The sequence below is a fragment of the Aminobacter sp. MSH1 genome (genome assembly GCF_003071665.1).
Classification (GTDB): Bacteria; Pseudomonadota; Alphaproteobacteria; order Rhizobiales; family Rhizobiaceae; genus Aminobacter; species Aminobacter niigataensis.
Genome location: NZ_CP026265.1, coordinates 4,383,539 through 4,401,787 on the forward strand (window position 1 = coordinate 4,383,539; position 18,249 = coordinate 4,401,787).

Consider the following 18,249-nt stretch of genomic DNA (forward strand, 5'->3'; position numbering starts at 1 on the left):
GCCCTAGTAGCTAAGTCGCGGGCAGCCTATGGGCGTGCCAAGGCGGGGAGAGCGCTACTATGGCCGGCGGCGAAGGCTTTTCAGACTTCTTCTATGCGGCGCAGGACGGACTGACGCTCCATGCCCGCATCTATGGCAACGACAATCGGGGCCAGTTGCCGGTCGTCTGCCTGCCGGGCCTCACCCGCAATTGCAGGGACTTTCACGATCTCGCGCTTCAACTCGCCGGCGATCCCGAAAATCCCCGCCGAATCATATGCTTCGACTATCGCGGCCGCGGATTGTCGGCCTACGACCCGACCTGGCAGAACTATAATGTCGGTGTGGAAACGGCCGACATCGTCAAAGGCCTCGACGAGTTGGGCATCGACGAGGCTGCCTTCATCGGCACGTCGCGCGGCGGGCTGATCATGCACGTGCTGGGCGCGGTGCGCCCTGGCCTGATCAGGGCGGCGGTGCTCAACGACGTCGGCCCGGTGATCGACCCGGCCGGGTTGGCGCATATCCGGTCGTATCTTGAGAACGCCCCTCGCCCAACCGACTTCGCCGCAGCCGTCGAACTGCAAAAGACCATTCACGGCGCGGCCTTTCCGGCGCTGATCGAGGCCGATTGGCAGCGATTCGTGCATGCCATCTATCGCCAGGAAGACGGCAGGCCCGTTGCCGACTACGACCCGGCCCTGATCAATACGGTACTGGCCATGGACCTGACCCAACCGCTGCCCGACCTGTGGCCGCAGTTCGAGGCGCTGTCATCAGTGCCAATGCTGGTGATCCGCGGGGAGAATTCGCGGCTGCTATCGGTGGAAACGCTTGCGGAAATGGGGCGGAGGCACCCGCGCCTTGAGGCAGTCACGGTTGGCGGCCAAGGGCACGCGCCATTGCTGGAGACGGGAGAACTGCCGGACAGAATCGCCGGGTTGCTGAGCCGCAGTTCTCAGAAAGGGCTGACCTAGACCGCCAGCGCAGGCGTTATCGCGCGATACCGACTGAGGATACCCGCCGGGTGCACCTTGCAGACCAGGCTCAGCTTACAACAAGAAAAACCCGGCGGTTGCCCGCCGGGTTTCTCCCAGATCAGCTGTAGAGCCGATTAGAACGAAGCATCGAGACGCAGGAAGCCGCCCCATGCACTGCCATGGTCGCCGTCCTCGTAGTTGACGGCGAGCTTTGCATTCAGGTTCTCAACGACGGCGTAGTCGACAACTGCACCAGCAGCCCAGGCATCATGATCGGTGCCGTTGGCTTCATCTGCGAAGTACTGGCCACCAGCACCAATCGCCAGCTTCTCGTTGACCTGGTACTTGGCATAACCGCCCAGCGACCACGTGAAGCCGTCATAGCTTTCGCTGATCGGCGTGTTGACACTGTAGACGCTTTCGCCCGATTCGTAGGTGGCGATGACCGACAGCGTCAGTGCATCAGTCGCCTTGAAATTGGCGATACCCTTGAGAGCGAACTCTTCTGCGGTTGCATCGTAGGCAGCAAACAGATCGGCTCCGCCCCAGCCCTGCGAGATCGAGACCTTGCCGGCGAGGTTCGGCGTGTAGTCTTCGTTATTGTCGGCCTCTTCCAAGCCGGCGCTAACTGCGATGCCGTTGCCAGCGTCGAAGGTGTAGCGAATCTGGTGGATACGCGAGCCACCACCCGAGTCAAATTCGCCAGCGAGGTCACCGTCATAGAGCGTGTCGGTAAAGCCGACGAGCAGACCACCCAGCTCGAAATAAGCATGACGGAGCGTGAAGGCGCTAGCGCCGTCTCCCGAGTCGAGACGCCCTTCGATTTCGATGAAGCGGCGGAACGTGCCGTATTCAGTTTCCGAACGGGCATCGAAGTTCAGGCGAGCGAGAGCCGTCTTTGACCAACCTTCATCGAGATCGACAAAGTCGTCGCTGCTGCTCCAGTCAATCTGGTAACGAACGAGGCCGCCGATCTTCAGGCAGGTTTCGGTGCCGGGGATGTAGTAGAAGCCCGCGCCGTAGACGTCGCAGATGCGGACGTATTCCATGGGTTCCGGCTCAGCGACGACGACAGCGTCGGCCGCACGAGCGCCGGAGACTGCGAGCAGAGCCGCAGCGGAGCCGAGAAGAAGGCTCTTAATGTTCATTTTCTGACCTCCAGTCAGAATCGCGACCGAAAGCCGAAAAACGGGCGCCAAATCCGGGCGGAAACGACCGTTGCGTCCGTGGACCTGGCCGCAAGCGATTGAAATTGCTGATGATTTTGAAGGTCTGGAAAGATGGCAGTCTGAGGCTGGCGGGCCATGCGGGATAGCGATGAGAACTATGTCTACTCCATAGCCCTCCATGACCCTATAAAATAGACGTAGGCATGAATGTTGATGGTCATCATGGTGCGGCCGCTCTCTCACCGACCAACCGCACCATGGAACGCAGCGGGTATCGAATCATGGAGATCGACAAAGAAAAAATAGACGATGCAATCCTTGCGTTGCTTTTCCTCTCACTCGACCGAGATGGCCGCTCATGGAAGGGCTTCGATTGGGATGCCATGAACCGGCTGCATGAAAAGGGATATATCAGCAATCCGATCAGCAAGGCGAAATCCGTCATATTGACCGATGAGGGCATTGAGCGATCGGAGCACCTGTTCCGGGCGCTCTTCTGCAAACCCGAATAAGCGCCCGTTCCTTCCTCGCGCCCAAGTATCCGACCCGCGTTTCCCCGCAGGCGCGTGAGACGCTTCGGCTCAGGGGCGCTTGGGCACATCTCCGAAATCGTGCTCCTGCCATTCCTCGATCGTCCATCTAAAGGGCAGTTTCGCCGGCTGTTTGCCGGCGAGCGCCATCCATTTCACGATCGCGCGCCAGACCGGCTCCTCGCAGGAGAAGTTGCTTCGCCAGAAGCCCCGTCTCTCGACATCATCCGGCGTGAACTCCGCCTTGCCGCAGAACTCGGCCAAGAGTTGCCGCACCCAGGGGTCGAGATGAAGCAGATTCGGCTGATCGGCACGGCGGTCGGCCTCCGCCAGCTCTTTCCGACGTAGATCCTTTCTTTCCTCGCGTTCGAATATCTGGCGGACGCGTGGGACGGACACACTATGGTCGCGCGCGATTGCGGCGAAGGTCTCGCCAGCTCGACGACGCTTCAAAATCTCCCGGTTCCGTTCCTCGGTCATGGCAAAGCCGCACTGCCGATCACCCGATGATGCTCACATTCTACTCTCTTCTCTCGCAAGATGAAGCTGCGATCAGGAAGTCAGGACTTCCGGCTTTCAGACCTCTCACCTCCTGATCCGATTCTTGTGCCGGGCCTCCACTTCGCTTTGGCCGGGCGAGCGCTTGGGGGCGCTGCCCCCTGGCGCGGCACAAGGGCGGCCGGGCGGTATCCCCAGCCTTCCGCGCGGATGCCTGCTCTCGCACCTTCGTCATGACTTCGATCCGCTTCGTGCAGGCCGGGTGATCCCCCTCCGCCCGTCCACCCTTGCGCCTTGCACCCCCCGGTCTCGGCGACGGCCAGGGTTGCAGCGCAGCGCTGCGCTCCAACCCAAGCCAAAAGGATCAAGATCATGACGAACAATGCACAGATCACGACCGTTCCCGAACATGGCGAAACGGTTTTCATCCCGCTCAACAAGCTCAAGAAGCACCCGAAGAACGCCCGGAAGACCCCGCACAGCGAGGCGTCTATCGAGGGGAAGGCGGCGAGCATCGCCGCCAAGGGTATCCTGCAAAACCTTGTGGTGGAGCCGGAGCTTGACGCGGAAGGCGAGCCGACCGGTTTCTATCTGGTCAGCGTCGGAGAAGGCCGCAGGCTGGCGCAGCTTCTGCGCGCCAAGCGCAAGGAGATCAAAAAGACCGAGCCGGTCCGCTGCGTCATCGACACGGCGAATGATGCCGCCGAGATCAGCCTTGACGAGAACGTCAACCGCGAAAACCTTCACCCTGCCGACGAGTTCGAGAAGTTCCGCGAGCTTTCCGAAGATCGCGGATGGGGCGCGGAGGAAATTGCGGCCCGGTTCGGCACGAGCGCGCATGTGGTGAAGCAGCGGCTTCGCCTTGGAGCCGTCAGCCCCAAGCTCATTCAGATTTACCGCGACGGCGGGCTGACCATGGACCAGTTGCAGGCGTTCGCCATCACCGACGATCACGACCGGCAGGAACAGGTTTACGAAAACCTGTCCTATAACAAGGAACCGTGGATCATCCGCCGCGATCTGACCGCGAGCAACGTGGCGGCTTCGGATCGGCGCGCGGTGTTTGTCGGGCCGGAAGCCTATACCGAGGCGGGCGGCTACATCATCCGCGACCTGTTCACCGAGGATCGCGGCGGCTTCTACGAGGATGCAGCGCTTCTGGACCGGCTTGCCCTCGACAAGCTGGAACGGATCGCCGCCGAGGTTCAGGAGGCCGAGGGATGGAAATGGGTTTCGGCCTATATCGACTGGCCCCACGCCCATGGCATGCGCCGCACCTATCCGCAGGGGGTGGAGCTATCCGAGGAGCAGGAAGCCGCCTACGATGCCGCGCAAGAGGAACTTGAGCACCTGTCGGCGGAATGGCAGGACGCGGACGAGGACCTGCCGCCCGAGGTGGATCAGCGCCTTGCGGAGCTTGAAGCCGAGATCGAGCGCATCGACGGGCTGCGCCATGCCTATGATCCCGACGAGATCGGGCGCGGCGGGGTTTTCGTGGTTCTGAACCATGACGGCGCCGTCCGCATCGAGCGCGGTTTCATCCGACCCGAGGACGAGGCCCCGGAACCGGAGGAAGAAGAAGGCGCGGACGGCGAAACCATCATCGACGGCGTTCGCGTTAACGGCGATGGCGAGATCATCGGAGAGGACGGCGAGTATGACGAGGACGGGAACCATGTTTCCGCGCTCGACATCGAGGACGAGGAAGCGGAGGAAGACGGCAAGCCGATTTCCGACCTTCTCATCCGCGACCTGACCGCCCACCGGACGCTTGGCCTGCGTCTCGCCCTTGGTGAGCAGCCGGACATGGCCTTGATCGCTGTCACCCATGCGCTCGCCGCGCAGACCTTCTATCGTGGTAGCGGGGAAGCGCATTGCCTCGAAATCCGTCCGATCAGCGCCAGCCTTGGCGGGCATGCGGATGGGATCGAGGACACGGCAGCGGCGAAGGCGCTGGCGGATCGTCATGCCGGATGGGCGGCGGACATGCCGCGCGACGTGTCGGACCTTTGGGGCTTCATTGCCGGGCTGGACCATGCCAGCGTCATGGCGCTGTTCGCCCATTGCGCCGCGCAGACCGTCAATGCGGTCAAGGTGCCGTGGGAGCAGCACAAGCGCCGCGCCCACGAAACGGCGGACAGGCTGGCGACGGCGGTTGCGCTTGACATGACGGCGCACTGGACGCCCACCGTGCGGGCCTATCTCGGTCGCGTGACCAAGGCTCATATCCTCGCCGCCGTGCGCGAACCCCTTGGCGACGAGGCAGCCGAGCGTATCGCGGGCAAGAAGAAGCCGGAGATGGCCGAAGCCGCCGAACGGCTTCTGGCCGGAACCGGATGGCTTCCGCCTCTGTTGCGCACCGAGCGGCCTGCGTGGCTGGCCGACGCGCAGCAGGAGGCACCCGCCATGGAGGCCGAAGTTCTGCCGGAGGCCGACAACGCCGAAACCGTGGAGGACGAGCCTTTCACCGTCGCGGCGGAATGAAGCACCGGCCGGGATCGCGTCAGCGGTCCCGGCCTTCAATTGGAAAAAAATCCGGCCGCGCGGCTACCCCGCGCGGCCGGATGACCTCGACAGATGAAGGACATAGAGGCACCTTTAGAGCGCGCAGCAGTTTTCGTAACGATTGCACGAAAGGCGGTGCAGTAGGACAAAGGTAAAGATCATGGTCGCAGTCATGTTCATGAGCGTAGCGCTGGTCGCGCTTCTTTGTGTCATCGCTTATACGCTCGCCGTCTATGCGCTGCCTTTCATGCTTGGTCTGACCGCCGCGCAATTCGCCTACCAGACCGGCTCCGGCCTGATCGGCGCGGGACTGGTCGGCCTGTTCGCCGCAGGCATTGCCTTCGGCGTTCTGGCGGTGCTGTTCGAGACGATTCGCATTCCCATCGTCCGCCTGATCGTCGCGCTGATCTTCGCCGCCCCCGCTGCCGTTGCGGGCTATGCGCTGGTCCATGGCGTCACCAAGGAAGCCGTGCCGTCCGACATCTGGCGGCAAATCTTCTGTGTCGTCGGAGGCGGTTTCGCGGGCATGTCCGCCTTGGCGCGGCTGGCGAGCGGCGTCGGCCAGCCCGCCAGATAGAGGGGCACCTAGCCGAAGCCCGCGACCACCGTTTCGATAGGCAGGAACAGCGTCCGGCTGTCCTCGGGATATTCGATGAACTCCGCGCAGCGCAGATAGAAGCGTCTGGCGGCATCGTCCTTGGCCTGGACCATCACAGCCCCAATGCCGATGCTTTGCGAGGCCAGCGCGATCCGGCGCAATGCGTCCGAAAGCAGGTCCGCGCCGAGACCCTTGCGCGCATGGTCAAGACTGACAGCCAGCCGACCGATGATCGAAACCGGAATCACGTCCGGGGCGTTGCGCCTCACCTTACCGGGAGCCGCTCCCCGTTCGACCGATCCCGCTGAAATGCAGAAATAGCCGACGACCCGATTGCCCTCGCACACGACGTATGTGCGCGAGAACCGGCTTTCGTTCTTCAAGGCCCGATGACGCAGCCAGTCATTCAGCACCGGCTCGCCGCAGTCGAACTCGGAAAGATCGTGTTCAGCAGCCAGGGGAACAGGAGGCGATAGCGGCAATTCGGGATCGTCCGCCGCTTCGTCTATTTCTGCCATGCCGGGGTCCGGCGTAGCAGAGCCTTGAGCTTAGGCCCCGGTGCAGGCGGATTGTCGAGCGCCCGCATGAAGGCGTCGTAGCGTTCCGGATCGAGTGTGAACAGGCGCTGGTCGAGCAGCACATCGACCGCCTGTCGCCTCGCGCTCTCCACCATGAACTCGGTGCGCGTCTTGCCGAGGACCGCCGCCGCATCGTCGATGAGCTGGCGGGTGTCGGTCTCGATCCGCAAGTTGATGCTGCCCTTGGCCTCGGACGTAGATGCGCGGGCCGCGACGGCAGGAGACGCGGAGCGGGTAGATTCGGAAGGGGCGAGACGAGTTTTTGCCATGACCGCAATATGGGTGAACGTATCTACAGTGTCAATACATGGAAATGTCGATAAGGTTTGGGCGTTGCCCTTCGGGCCGGGCTTTCGGCTTCGCCGGAACCACGCCGTCGGCGCGTTTCCGCCATTCGGCTTCAATCCCATAACGCGAAGGGTGGCGTCGGCCATTTCGCAGATAGCCCCATCCGGTTGAGCAAGGCTGTATCGGAAGGCCGGTCATGGTCGCCATGGCAAGCCTATGATGGGGTTGGGCTGTCCGTCCGCATCGACTGGCAGCCGGATCAGCGCTGGGAAGCTCGGATCATCCGCTTGGCACAGGCATGGCAGACGTCCCGCACGCGATGTTTCGGCCATACCGGATACGGCAGCATCGGCGAAGGTCAGCCGAAGCCGCACCCGCTGTCGCCCCCGCTGGCGATAGGCGAACGGCCTTGCCGGTCGGGTCAGGGAAGACGGCGGCCACAGAACCACGCAAGCATCCCCGATCCCGGCGAGGCGCGGGACGGGCGCCATTGCCGTATTCCCCTTGATTACCTGTTTGGGCGCTCCATCCGCGTCCTCGATTGGCACGGTCTGACCGAAGACCGCCGCCGCTGAAGCGGCGTCTCGCTCGTCTTCCCGCAACGTCCGTCGCCAACTTTTTTCCGCCGCCTTCGGCTTTGCATCGCGAGGCAAAAAAGCCGTCGCCGGCCGCCCTCCACTCCGTTCCAGCCCCGAGGGGTGCGGGGCCGATCGTCCCCGGTTTCACGACCACCATCGAGGTCGCAATGGTGCGACCCGACAGGAAAAGGAATACGACAATGGCGACCATCGGCACCTTCACCAAGAACGAAAACGGCGCGGGCTTCGCTGGCTCGGTCAAGACCCTGACCCTCAACGTCAAGGCCAAGTTCACCGCCACCGAGGGCGACAGCGAGCGCGGCCCCGACTTCCGCATCTTCGCCGGCGCCACCGAGTTCGGCGCGGCCTGGAAGAAGATCGCCCGCGAGACGCAGCGCGAATACCTCTCCGTCAAGCTGGACGATCCGAGCTTCCCGGCGCCGATCTACGCCAGCCTGGTCGAAGCCGAAGACGGAAGCGGTCACAACCTCATCTGGTCCCGCCGCAACGGCGACTAAGACCGGCCCCCGGAACAGCCCCGCTCACCCGAGCGGGGCTTCTTTTTTGCTCATGGCCGCCGCCTGTCAGGGAATACGGAGATCGGGATTCACGGCTCTCCGGTTTTCAGACTTGACGTATCCCGATCGGATCTTCTCCCCGGCTACCGCTTCACTCTGGCCGGGCTGTTGCTTGGGGGCGCCGCCCCCTGGCGCGGCGCAAGGGAGCCGTGACGGTATCCCCAGCCTTCCTCCACTTCGTTCCTCGTTCCGTGCAGGCCGGGTGATCCCCCTCCGTCACGGCCCCCTTGCGCCTTGCACCCCCCGGTCTCGGCGACGGCCAGGGTTGCAGCGCAGCGCTGCGCTCCAACCCAGACCCATAAGGATCAAGATCATGACCTATCATCACCTTGCCACCCGGTTCGGCCGCAATTCCCATCAGATCACCGGGCGGGAAGCGCTCGACAACGAAGCTCTTTACCGACACGTCCCGTCCATCTTCGCCCGCGAGGCGCATGACAGCCGCTCGGAGCGTTACGTCTATGTCCCCACCATCGACATCGTGGAGGGGTTGCGGCGGGAAGGATGGTTCCCGTTCTTCGCCGTGCAGTCCGTTCCGCGTGACGGCAGCCGCCACGGCCACGCCAAACATATGCTGCGCCTGCGCCGCGATGACGGCATTGGCAAGCAGGAGGCGGCGGAAGTCATCATCGTCAATTCCCATGACGGAACCAGCAGCTACCAGATGTTTGCCGGGATGTTGCGTTTCGTCTGCACCAACAGCCTTGTGGCGGGCGAGCGGTTTGAGGACGTTCGCGTCCCCCACAAGGGCAATATCCAGCATGACATTATCGAAGGCGTCTATACCGTTGCCGAGGACTTCCCGCGCCTGATCAACGCCAGCGAAACCATGAAGGAAATCCAGCTTGGCGAAGATGAGCGCCGCGTTCTGGCCGAGGCCAGCCTTGTCGCCCGCTACGGCGAAGAGGAAAGCCCCGTCCGCCCTGATCAGATCATCCAGCCGCGCCGCCGCGAGGATGCCGGACAAAGCCTCTGGATGACCTACAACACCATTCAGGAGAACATGATAAGAGGCGGCTTGCATGGGCAGCGGCGCAATGCCGAAGGCCGCATCCGCCGCAGCCAGACCCGCCCCATCAACGGCATCGACCAGAATGTGACCCTCAATCGCGCGCTCTGGACGCTGGCCGAGGGCATGCAGCGATTGAAGACGCGATGACCGTCATGCCGTAGAGCCGGAAAACCGGCTCTACGGCTTTCCGCTTTTCAGGCTTTGCGCTTCCACCATTTTTCCGCCGATCCGGCTTTGCGGATCGGCGGCGCGGCCATGCCCAAAACATAGCCGCCGCTCGCCGGGCTATGCCCGGCTCGCGAAGCAGGCTAAGCACGGTTAAGAAGAAAATAACTAATAAACTGATCGGGTTACTCGAACAAGGTTCCGTATCAAAGCAACTACAGTTAGCTCCCCAAATCCGGCAGGCTTCCCTTTCGGGCCTCTTCTGGATGCCCACGATTCGGAGGAAACGCCATGCTACGCATCGACTGGCGTTCACCGGCAGCCTATGGGGACATCAGACATCTTCCCGCTGCCGGTTTCGCTTGGGAATATCTTCGTCGCAATGACGAATATCGGCATGATTTCCAGACCATCGCCCTGACCGGAAAACCCGGTGCAAGGCAGTTGGAGAGATTTGCGCAACGCTGGGGGTTGCGATTTCCCGAGCGACCCCGACGCATCGCCTGATCAACTATCCCTGTTCTGGTCTCCACGCCTCCAGCCACAAGCGATCAAGCTCTCGCCTGCCGAACAAGAGGACGCAGAGACTGAGCCGATGGTCACGCTCGCCCATCTCGCCGGCCTTAACCTGCGCCGCGCGGCCGATGGCTGGCACGGCGTGTGGCAGATAGACGACATCACTCACCAGTTCTGGCTGTCCGATGCGGTGCCGAATACGGCGGCTTTCTATGCCGTGACTTTGCCGTTGGATTCATTTCTGGAGCTTCGCATCCACGCCACGCGGCGGCTCTGGCGATCCCTGGCCCGGCGACCACCTGGCCTGCCCATCGGTATCCTGCCCGAGCAACTCCGGGAATGGCACATCCTGTCCCTGCGCGCGCTGGATGCGAACCTGCGAGGCGAGAGCTACCGAACTATCGCGGAAGTCCTGCTCGGTTTCCGCGGCACCAAGGAGGATTTTGAAAGTGACCCGAGCAAGAACAAGGCGCGTCGCCTCGTCGCGCATGGCATCAGGATGATGCGCGGCGGCTATCGGCTCCTGCTGCACTATCCGGTCAAAGTCGGCAAGCGATAGCCCCACGGCATCACGCCTTGTTGGCGGCTGCCTGTTCCAGTATCCGCTTGTAGCCCTCGCGCGAGAGCCATTGCGCACGTTCGAGATGGCTTTGCCAGCACCGATAGCTGCGCAGTTCCTCCGCGACCGGATCGCGGTGGAGCACGATCTTAGCTACTTCCTTCCACTCCGCATCCTCAGCTTTGGCGTCGAGGAGCCGCAGATAGGTCACGAAATGCCGCTCGTCATATGTGGTGATCCCATCGCCCGTCGGCGCCACGTCATCCACATCGGGATCAAGTTCAACGGGAACCCGCATCGTCATTCCCCTTCCTTCAGGAGAGCGCCTGCGGTACGCCCCCGCAGATAAGACTCTCTGACTCCTGGTGATCGGGGAGTTAGTAACCGTGACTAGACGGCCCCATGGCCTTTAGCTCGGAGAGCCTGTTGTATACGCCACAGGCTCCCCGACCATAGGGTCAAGGAGTGTGGTGCCGTCACGGCCGGCACCAACCGCTAGTCAGGGGTTACTACGCCCCCGGAGCAGCGCGTCTGCTCCGTTGGCACATTTAGCCGACCCGCGCGCGATTGTCTCGACCAATTCCGCGCAACGCGCAATCACACGCTGAAATCTCTCGGCTTTTTCGGCCTGATAGTCGCCCTAGCAGGGGTGCCGCCAGCGCATAGGCTTAAATGCGGCACGCTACAGGCCGCCGGTCCTCCGCCACGGTTCGCCACAGCCCGCTGTCGCTTCCGACAGCCGCCTGTCTGACGAATCCGAGGTGATCCCATGGCCATTCGCAACGCGGACCTACCACCGCGACTTCTACGCACCAAGGAGGCCGCGCGCTTTCTCGGTATTTCGCTCCGCACCCTTGAGAAACACCGGACCTATGGCACCGGACCGCTCTATCGCAAGATCGGCGGCCGCGTCCTCTACGCCGTGCGCGATCTCGAAGCCTGGAGCGCAATCGGCACGCGCAAATCCACCCGCGACAAGAGCGCCGGCACGGTCTTTCCCGCGCGCCCGCTGACACCCGCAGAGCGGGATGAACTCTGAATGCTGCGCGACGACGATCATGTCCCGGCGCAGCCAAGCGACGCCAGCGAACGCACGCGCCTTGACCCCTTCGTGGTCGCGACCGGCGACGCCGCGCCGCGCGACCAGCGCGACTTGATGGAACGGCCCTTCTTCTCGCTGGCGAAGCGGCCGCGCACCGCGCCAATCCTCTACCGAGCGGCCGATGTCGAGGTGCAGGTGCTCGCCATGCCCGAGCACGGCATGGCGACGATCTGGGATGCCGATGTCCTGATCTGGGCCGCCTCGCAGATTGTCGCAGCCGAGAACAACGGCTTCCGCACGTCGCGCTTCTTTCGTTTCATGCCCTATCAGCTCCTGCGCGCCGTTGGGCGGGCGACGGGCAACCGCGACTATCTGTTGCTCAAGGCGGCGCTCGCGCGCCTGCAATCCACCGTCATCGCCACCACCATCCGCAACGGCAAGCATTGGCGTCGCCGTCAATTCTCCTGGATCAACGAATGGGAGGAGATGACGACGCGCGGCGGCCGCGTCGAAGGCATGGAATTCGTCCTGCCGGAATGGTTCTACAACAGCGTCATCGACCGCTCGCTGGTGCTCACCATCGACCCGGCCTATTTCCGGCTGACCGGCGGCATCGAGCGCTGGCTATATCGCGTCGCCCGCAAGCACGCCGGTCGCCAGCCCGAGGGCTGGGCGTTCGAGATTTCCCACCTTCACCAAAAATCCGGCAGCGCGGCACGGCCGTCCGACTTCGCGCTCGACTTGCGCCGGATCGCGAACCGCCAGCCGCTACCCGGCTATTGCCTTCAGATCGAATGGGAGGACGGGCGTGAATTGCTGCGCTTTCTCCCTGAAAAACAATTCACAGTGCCTGTGGACAAGCATGTGAATCCTATCGGGACATTAGGCGCACGCAGTATCGGGACATTAGGCGCAAATTTCGCGCGGGACTCTATAGAAGAATCTAACAGAGAATCTAACTCTTCTTCTTTGACGCGCGCGCACGCGATCCGTGGTGCCGGTGCCACCCGGCGAGGTGCGCCATGATCGTCGCGCTCCTCAACCAGAAGGGCGGCGTCGGCAAGACCACGCTGGCGCTCCATCTCGCCGGAGCCTGGGCCGCTCAGGGACGGCGCGTCATCCTGATCGACGCCGACCCGCAAGGCTCCGCGCTCGACTGGTCGCAGACGCGCAGCCATGAGGGCCTGCCGAGGCTGTTCAGTGTCATCGGCCTAGCCCGTGACACCTTGCACCGCGAAGCCCCGGAGCTGGCGCGTGACGCCGATGTCGTCGTCATCGACGGGCCTCCCCGCGTCGCCGGTCTCATGCGCTCGGCGCTGCTCGCCGCCGATCTGGTGCTGATCCCGGTGCAGCCGTCCCCCTTCGACGGCTGGGCCTCGGCCGAGATGCTGGCGCTGCTCAGGGACGCGCGGATCTATCGGCCCGAGTTGGCGGCGCGGTTCATCCTCAACCGTTGCGGCGCACGCACCGTCATCGCTCGCGAGACGGCCGAGACGTTGGCCGAACACGACCCGCCTTTGCTCGCCACGACCATCGGCCAGCGCGTCGTCTTCGCCGACGCCGCGCGGTCCGGCCGGCTTGCCAGCGAGATCGATGGCGACAGCCCCGCCGCACGCGAGATCGCGGCGCTGGCCACCGAGATTGGCCGGCTGCGCATCGGGAGGACCGCGCCATGACCCGTGCGCCCGGAAAGTCTCGCTTCGCCTCGCGTCCGCGCGATCCCGAAAGCTGGATCAAGGCGGCCGACGCGCCGCCGGACAGCAAAGCCGCCGGCGAAGCGTTCACCGCCCGCCTGACCATCGACATCACGCCGGGGCTACGCGGCCGCATCAAGGTCGCGGCCTTCCGGCGCGGCATCACCGTCACCGACATGCTGCGCGGCCTTCTCGCGCGTGAGTTTTCACACTCCGAAGGAGATCCGACATGACCGGCAGTGCTCCCCGCCGCATGCACGGGCGTCCGCTGCTGGACGGACCCGCGCCATTCACCACACTCGTCGAGCTGACCTTCGATAAGCGCAAGGTCGAGCAGTGGATACGGTTCGGCCGCAAGAGCTACGAACAGATCATCGACCGCCGCCGCAGCGTCGTCGGCTTCGCGCCGAACAGCGTCTTCGCCTTCGTCCGCTGGGCGGCTGGCGAGCACGGCACGATCATTTCCCGGCTCGACATCGTGCGCGCTATCGGTCGCGGCGAGCCGTTCCAGACGTTGCCCTTCGTCCGGCCAGGCGGCGACATCCTGTTGCGGCTCGACGGCTGGCCGAAGGTGCAGCGCGCGCTTGCCGTCATCGACGCCGTGGAAGCGCTCGGCCTCAATCCGGTCGACGTATCGCCGGACTACTGGCGGCACGCGCACAACCGCCTGACTGCCAATCTGGAGCCGAGCGACTACACGCCGGAGCGACATGCGGCATGGATCGGGCGTCGGAGAATCGACCCGTGACGCGCCGCCGCTATGTCGCCGTCACGGCGCTGGCCGTTCTCGGCATCGCCACCGCAAGCGCGGTCGAGACGCCGACGAAACTCATCTGGAACGCAACCGCCAGCGCGCCGGTCGGCTTCTACACCGTCGAGCCGGCCGCCCGGATCGAGGTGCCCGATCTTGTCGCCGTCATGCCACCCGGCCCGCTCGCCACCTTTATGGTCGGGCGCGGCTATGTCGGGCGCGGTGTGCCTCTGTTGAAGCGCGTCGTCGGCCTGCCAGGGCAGCGGGTTTGCCGCGCCGGCCGCGCGATCACGGTTGACGGGATCGAGATGGCCGAGGCGCTGGAGCGCGACCGGATCGGCCGCGATCTGCCCGTCTGGCAGGGCTGCCGCACCGTCGCTCCCGGCGAAATTTTCCTCCTGAATTGGGAGGTCCGCGACAGCCTCGACGGCCGCTACTTCGGACCCATCCCCACAGCTTCCGTCATCGGTCGGGCAGTCCCGCTCTGGACCGATGAGGAAGGCGTCGGCCGCTACGAGTGGCGCGCGCCGACGCACTGACTTCGCGCTTCCCCCACCAACAAGGAGACTGACAATGCCTGCCAATATCTTTGAACCTACCGCCAACGGCTACGCCGGCCGCGTCAGGCTGTTCGGAATCGACGAGGCAATCACGCTTGTCGAAACCGAACCGAGCGACGCCGACAATGCGCCGGCCTATCGCATCCACCTCGACGACGAGGACGGCCCCGACATTGGCGGCGCGTGGAAACGTGTCGGCGAACGCGCCGGAGACTACATCGCCCTGGAGATCGACAGCCCACTTTTCCCCGCGCTGTTTCGCCCGGCGCTGTTCCAGGCCGACGACGAGGGGCGCACCTTCCGGCTGGCGTGGAAACGACCGAAGGCGCGCGAGGACCGGAGCTGATCGGTGCGCGTTCCTCCCATCCCTTTGTTCGCGGGAAATCCGTCTCATCCCTTCGTCCCGCTCGACGACCAGACGGCCGGCGCGCGCAGCGAAGGTCAAGGGCGGCCCCCGGCCGGCGCTTCGCGCGCACCCTTTACCGAAGCGAGCACGCTGGCAGGCTGGCGTCGTGGTGGAGACAGGGCGGCATGGCGTTGTGCCTTTCTGTTGCTCGCCGGGGCGCTTTTCGTCTGCATGGGATCGGGCGTCGTGGTCGCGCAATCCGCGTCGGTCGCGCTCCTGATTGCCGCCGATCCCCATGCGGACCACATCGCGGAGGCGTCGCAGCGGTTCGGCATCCCCGAACGCTGGATTCGCGCCGTGCTGCGCGCCGAGAGCGCGGGCGACGTGCGCGCGGTTTCGTCAGCCGGGGCGATGGGATTGATGCAGGTTATGCCCGACACATGGGCCAGCTTGCGCGTCCGCTATCGGCTCGGCCGCGATCCCTACCAACCGCGTGACAACATCCTAGCAGGCACGGCCTACATGCGTGAAATGTGGGATCGCTACGGCAACGTCCCGGCCATGCTCGCCGCTTATAACGCTGGTCCCGGCCGTTATGACGAGCACCGTTCGACCGGCCGCCCGCTGCCCGCCGAAACCCGCGCCTATGTCGCGACGCTTGCGCCGATCCTTGGCGGCGTGGCGGCGTCCGATGCACCAGCTCGCCAGGCTGCACCGCCGCCCGACTGGCGCGAAGCACCGCTCTTTATCGTGCGCCCGAATGACAGCTGGGCCGCCATCATGCCGTTGTCCGAGACGCAATCCGGTGATGCTCGCGCGACCGTTCCGGTGCGCGATCAGACCGCTACGGAGCCGCAAGACGGCAGCATTTTTGTTGCCCGCGCGAGCGTCGGGGATACGCCATGAAGGTGGCGTTCCCGCGTTCGGCGGCGCTCGTTCCGGTGTGCAGGCAGGCAGGTTTGCGCTTAGCGGCATACCGGGCCGAAAGGGCAGAAGGGATCGAAGGAGCGGAGGGCAAGATAAAGGAACATGGCACCACGTCGCCAATGTTCTCGAAATTGTTGTTGTCTGCACACTGGTTAGGGGAGCCGCGAGCGGCACCCTGTTTTTGGATGGCGCGAGCCGTGATCTTGCGCAAAGCCTTGGCTTTGCTTGGTTTATACTGGCACCATGGCCGCCGATCGCGCGATTTCCCGGGGTTTTGGCCGGAGGCGCAGCCATGAACGCCGACGACGAGAACCGCTTCCGGCCCAAGCCCGGTCGCATCCGATCCGACACGCCGAAGGCGGGCAAGGCCAAGAGCTTCCTGACCCAGGCGAAGAAGCTCGCGCGCCAGCACAGCAATACCCATCCCGAATACGCGCCGCGTCTCGGCTCACGCACGGCCGCGAAATCCACCGCCAAGGGTGGCAAGGCCGCGCAAGCGTCCGGCGGTCCTGGCGTCCGGCGAGGCCGTGGCGCGGCCTTCGTTCGCGCCCGCACCTTGTCGGGCGGCTGGCGGCACAGCGCGCCGGGAATACGCCGCGTCGTCGTCAAAACCCGCTACGTCCAGCAGGCTGGGAAGAACGGCAAGGCTGCCGCCCATCTGCGCTACATTCAGCGCGACGGCACCTCGCGCGACGGCGAGCGCGGCCAGCTTTATTCGGCGACCGAGGACCGCGCCGATGGCGACGCCTTCCTCGATCGCGGCAAGGAGGACCGGCACCAGTTCCGGTTCATCGTCTCGCCGGAGGACGGCGCGGACCTGACCGATCTGACCGCGCACACCCGCGATCTCATGCGCCAGATCGAGGCCGACCTTGGTACGAAGCTCGATTGGATCGCGGTCAACCACTACAACACCGGCCATCCCCATGTGCATGTCATCGTGCGCGGCAAGGACGACCTCGGCGAGAACCTTGTCGTCAACGGCGACTATCTCGCCAACGGCATCCGCGAGCGCGCGAGCGAGCTTGCGACGCTCGAGCTCGGCCCAGTGACCGAGATCGAGCAGACCCGCAAACTCTCGGCCGAGATCGATCAGGACCGTTTCACCCGCATCGACCGGGCGATGACCGAGGAAGCCGAAGACCGCTTCCTCGATCTGCGCCGCGAACCCGAGGACCCACGCCGCCAGTTCGACCGGACGCTGCGACTGCGCCGCCTGGGCAAGCTGGAGCAGATGGGCCTCGCCACGGAACACGCGCCCGGCGTCTGGGAGTTGAGCGAACAGATGGAATCGACCCTGCGCGGACTGGGCGAGCGCGGCGACATCATCCGCAACATGCACAAGGCGTTGAAGGCCGATGGCCTGGAGCGCGATCCCATGACCTTCCATATCCATGACGGGTCGCCCCAGACGCCAATCGTGGGCCGCGTCGTGGATAAGTATCTGACTGACGAATTGGGCGAGAACCTGACCGTCGTGGTGGATGGGATCGACGGCCGCACGCATCATTTCGCCGGCATCGACCCGGCCCGCGTCGAAGACGCGCGGATCGGCAGCATCGTTGAGATCGGCCCGGCCGACACCACGCAGCGCCCGTCCGACCGGACCATTGCCGCCATTGTCGAGGATGGCGTCTATCGCCCGAGCCGCCATCTGGAGCATGCGAAGTTCGAGGGGCGCGTTCCGGGCGGCGACTATGAGGGCTTTGTCGATGCCCATGTCCGCCGGCTGGAGGCGCTGCGTCGGGCCGGGATCGTCGAACGGATCGACGCCGACCAGTGGCGTATCCCCGAAGATTTTGAGAGCCGCGCCGCCGCATATGATGCCGGTCGCAATCGGCAGGCCAGCATTCGCGTCATCTCGACATTCAATCTGGAAAGCCAGATCGGGTCCGATGGTGCGACCTGGCTCGACCGGCGGCTGGTTACGCCTGACGCATCGGATCTCGCTCCCGCCGGCTTCGGGCAACAGGTGCGCGAGGCCATGAACCAGCGCCGGGAACATCATATCGAACAGGGCGACGCGACCCGCAGTCGAGACGGCCGCATCTTCTACCGACGCAATCTTCTCGCCACCCTGCGCGAGCGCGAGGTTGCAAGCGTCGGCGCGGAGATCGCCGCGAGCAAGGCGCTGCCGTTCCGTGCCGCCACGGACGGCGAGAGCGTGAGCGGCAAGTTCACCGGCACCGTGCAGCTATCCAGCGGCAAGTTCGCCGTCGTGGAGAAGAGCCACGAGTTCACCCTTATCCCGTGGCGGCCGGTCATCGACCGCCAGCTTGGCCGGGAGGTCATGGGCGTCGTGCAGGGCGGATCAGTGTCCTGGCAGCTCGGGAAAGCTCGGGGCTTGGCACTTTAGGTAGAGACTTGCCCCTCCCTAGCCACTCAAAAAAAGGCTT

Annotated in this window: 22 protein-coding genes; 17 read left to right on the forward strand and 5 right to left on the reverse strand. The window is 64.3% G+C overall.

All coding sequences use genetic code 11. From position 1 onward, the window contains the following. The first annotated feature begins 59 nt into the window (after positions 1-59). Positions 60-956, forward strand: coding sequence for an alpha/beta hydrolase (locus CO731_RS21620; protein WP_108608788.1), 897 nt, complete (start codon positions 60-62; stop codon positions 954-956). Between the two features lie 137 nt (positions 957-1,093). On the opposite strand, the gene CO731_RS21625 is transcribed toward CO731_RS21620, so the two are convergent. Continuing rightward, a complete protein-coding gene (locus CO731_RS21625; protein WP_108608789.1) occupies positions 1,094-2,107 on the reverse strand; it encodes a porin in 1,014 nt (337 codons plus the stop codon). A 302-nt stretch (positions 2,108-2,409) separates the two neighbouring features. Between CO731_RS21625 and CO731_RS21630 the strand changes: the two genes are divergently transcribed. Next, positions 2,410-2,640: a DUF6429 family protein gene (locus CO731_RS21630; RefSeq protein WP_100079116.1), complete on the forward strand. Its 231-nt coding sequence runs from the start codon at positions 2,410-2,412 to the stop codon at positions 2,638-2,640. A 69-nt stretch (positions 2,641-2,709) separates the two neighbouring features. On the opposite strand, the gene CO731_RS21635 is transcribed toward CO731_RS21630, so the two are convergent. After that, the gene (locus CO731_RS21635; protein ID WP_100079115.1) at positions 2,710-3,138 is read right to left on the reverse strand and encodes a hypothetical protein; all 429 of its coding nucleotides are present in this window, start codon (positions 3,136-3,138) and stop codon (positions 2,710-2,712) included. 390 nt (positions 3,139-3,528) lie between these two features. Between CO731_RS21635 and CO731_RS21640 the strand changes: the two genes are divergently transcribed. Further along, positions 3,529-5,640 carry a ParB/RepB/Spo0J family partition protein gene (locus CO731_RS21640; protein WP_100079114.1) on the forward strand — a complete coding sequence of 704 codons (2,112 nt, stop codon included), beginning with the start codon at positions 3,529-3,531 and terminating at the stop codon, positions 5,638-5,640. A gap of 181 nt (positions 5,641-5,821) precedes the next feature. After that, the gene (locus tag CO731_RS21645; protein WP_100079113.1) at positions 5,822-6,238 is read left to right on the forward strand and encodes a hypothetical protein; all 417 of its coding nucleotides are present in this window, start codon (positions 5,822-5,824) and stop codon (positions 6,236-6,238) included. Between the two features lie 8 nt (positions 6,239-6,246). Here CO731_RS21645 and CO731_RS21650 read toward each other — a convergent pair whose 3' ends face one another. Then, positions 6,247-6,777, reverse strand: coding sequence for a GNAT family N-acetyltransferase (locus CO731_RS21650; protein WP_100079112.1), 531 nt, complete (start codon positions 6,775-6,777; stop codon positions 6,247-6,249). Further along, complete coding sequence (locus CO731_RS21655) at positions 6,765-7,106, reverse strand: DUF1778 domain-containing protein (RefSeq protein WP_100079340.1); 342 nt, start codon at positions 7,104-7,106, stop codon at positions 6,765-6,767. The genes CO731_RS21650 and CO731_RS21655 overlap by 13 nt, the downstream gene beginning before the upstream one ends. A gap of 797 nt (positions 7,107-7,903) precedes the next feature. On the opposite strand from CO731_RS21655, the gene CO731_RS21660 reads away from it, so the two are divergent. From CO731_RS21660 to CO731_RS21675, 4 genes are all read left to right on the forward strand, one after another. Further along, entirely contained in the window at positions 7,904-8,221 is a 318-nt protein-coding gene (locus CO731_RS21660; RefSeq protein WP_100079111.1) for a DUF736 domain-containing protein, read from the forward strand. Positions 8,222-8,594: 373 nt separating this feature from the next. Further along, entirely contained in the window at positions 8,595-9,440 is an 846-nt protein-coding gene (locus CO731_RS21665; protein WP_100079110.1) for a DUF932 domain-containing protein, read from the forward strand. Positions 9,441-9,749: 309 nt separating this feature from the next. Further along, positions 9,750-9,965 carry a DUF6499 domain-containing protein gene (locus CO731_RS21670; RefSeq protein ID WP_100079109.1) on the forward strand — a complete coding sequence of 72 codons (216 nt, stop codon included), beginning with the start codon at positions 9,750-9,752 and terminating at the stop codon, positions 9,963-9,965. Positions 9,966-10,053: 88 nt separating this feature from the next. Further along, positions 10,054-10,533, forward strand: a complete 480-nt coding sequence (locus tag CO731_RS21675; protein ID WP_100079108.1) for a DUF2285 domain-containing protein — start codon at positions 10,054-10,056, stop codon at positions 10,531-10,533. A 10-nt stretch (positions 10,534-10,543) separates the two neighbouring features. On the opposite strand, the gene CO731_RS21680 is transcribed toward CO731_RS21675, so the two are convergent. Continuing rightward, the gene (locus CO731_RS21680; RefSeq protein ID WP_100079339.1) at positions 10,544-10,831 is read right to left on the reverse strand and encodes a DUF2285 domain-containing protein; all 288 of its coding nucleotides are present in this window, start codon (positions 10,829-10,831) and stop codon (positions 10,544-10,546) included. A 471-nt stretch (positions 10,832-11,302) separates the two neighbouring features. Between CO731_RS21680 and CO731_RS21685 the strand changes: the two genes are divergently transcribed. From CO731_RS21685 to CO731_RS29095, 9 genes are all read left to right on the forward strand, one after another. Next, entirely contained in the window at positions 11,303-11,572 is a 270-nt protein-coding gene (locus tag CO731_RS21685) for a helix-turn-helix domain-containing protein (RefSeq protein ID WP_100079107.1), read from the forward strand. After that, positions 11,573-12,601 (forward strand): replication initiator protein A, encoded by a 1,029-nt coding sequence (locus tag CO731_RS21690; RefSeq protein ID WP_100079106.1) that lies wholly within the window; start codon positions 11,573-11,575, stop codon positions 12,599-12,601. It abuts the gene before it with no gap. Then, positions 12,598-13,251, forward strand: coding sequence for a ParA family partition ATPase (gene parA, locus CO731_RS21695; protein ID WP_100079105.1), 654 nt, complete (start codon positions 12,598-12,600; stop codon positions 13,249-13,251). The genes CO731_RS21690 and parA overlap by 4 nt, the downstream gene beginning before the upstream one ends. Beyond that, entirely contained in the window at positions 13,248-13,502 is a 255-nt protein-coding gene (locus CO731_RS21700; RefSeq protein ID WP_100079104.1) for a hypothetical protein, read from the forward strand. The genes parA and CO731_RS21700 overlap by 4 nt, the downstream gene beginning before the upstream one ends. After that, the gene (locus CO731_RS21705) at positions 13,499-14,017 is read left to right on the forward strand and encodes a DUF2840 domain-containing protein (RefSeq protein WP_100079103.1); all 519 of its coding nucleotides are present in this window, start codon (positions 13,499-13,501) and stop codon (positions 14,015-14,017) included. Before CO731_RS21700 ends, CO731_RS21705 begins: the two co-directional genes overlap by 4 nt. Further along, positions 14,014-14,559, forward strand: a complete 546-nt coding sequence (locus tag CO731_RS21710; protein ID WP_100079102.1) for a S26 family signal peptidase — start codon at positions 14,014-14,016, stop codon at positions 14,557-14,559. Before CO731_RS21705 ends, CO731_RS21710 begins: the two co-directional genes overlap by 4 nt. Before the next feature lie 34 nt (positions 14,560-14,593). Continuing rightward, positions 14,594-14,926 (forward strand): DUF736 domain-containing protein, encoded by a 333-nt coding sequence (locus tag CO731_RS21715; protein ID WP_100079101.1) that lies wholly within the window; start codon positions 14,594-14,596, stop codon positions 14,924-14,926. Positions 14,927-15,157: 231 nt separating this feature from the next. Further along, positions 15,158-15,832, forward strand: coding sequence for a lytic transglycosylase domain-containing protein (locus tag CO731_RS21720; RefSeq protein WP_245427093.1), 675 nt, complete (start codon positions 15,158-15,160; stop codon positions 15,830-15,832). 1,255 nt (positions 15,833-17,087) lie between these two features. Then, the gene (locus tag CO731_RS29095) at positions 17,088-18,209 is read left to right on the forward strand and encodes a DUF3363 domain-containing protein (RefSeq protein ID WP_245427091.1); all 1,122 of its coding nucleotides are present in this window, start codon (positions 17,088-17,090) and stop codon (positions 18,207-18,209) included. Positions 18,210-18,249: the final 40 nt, after the last annotated feature.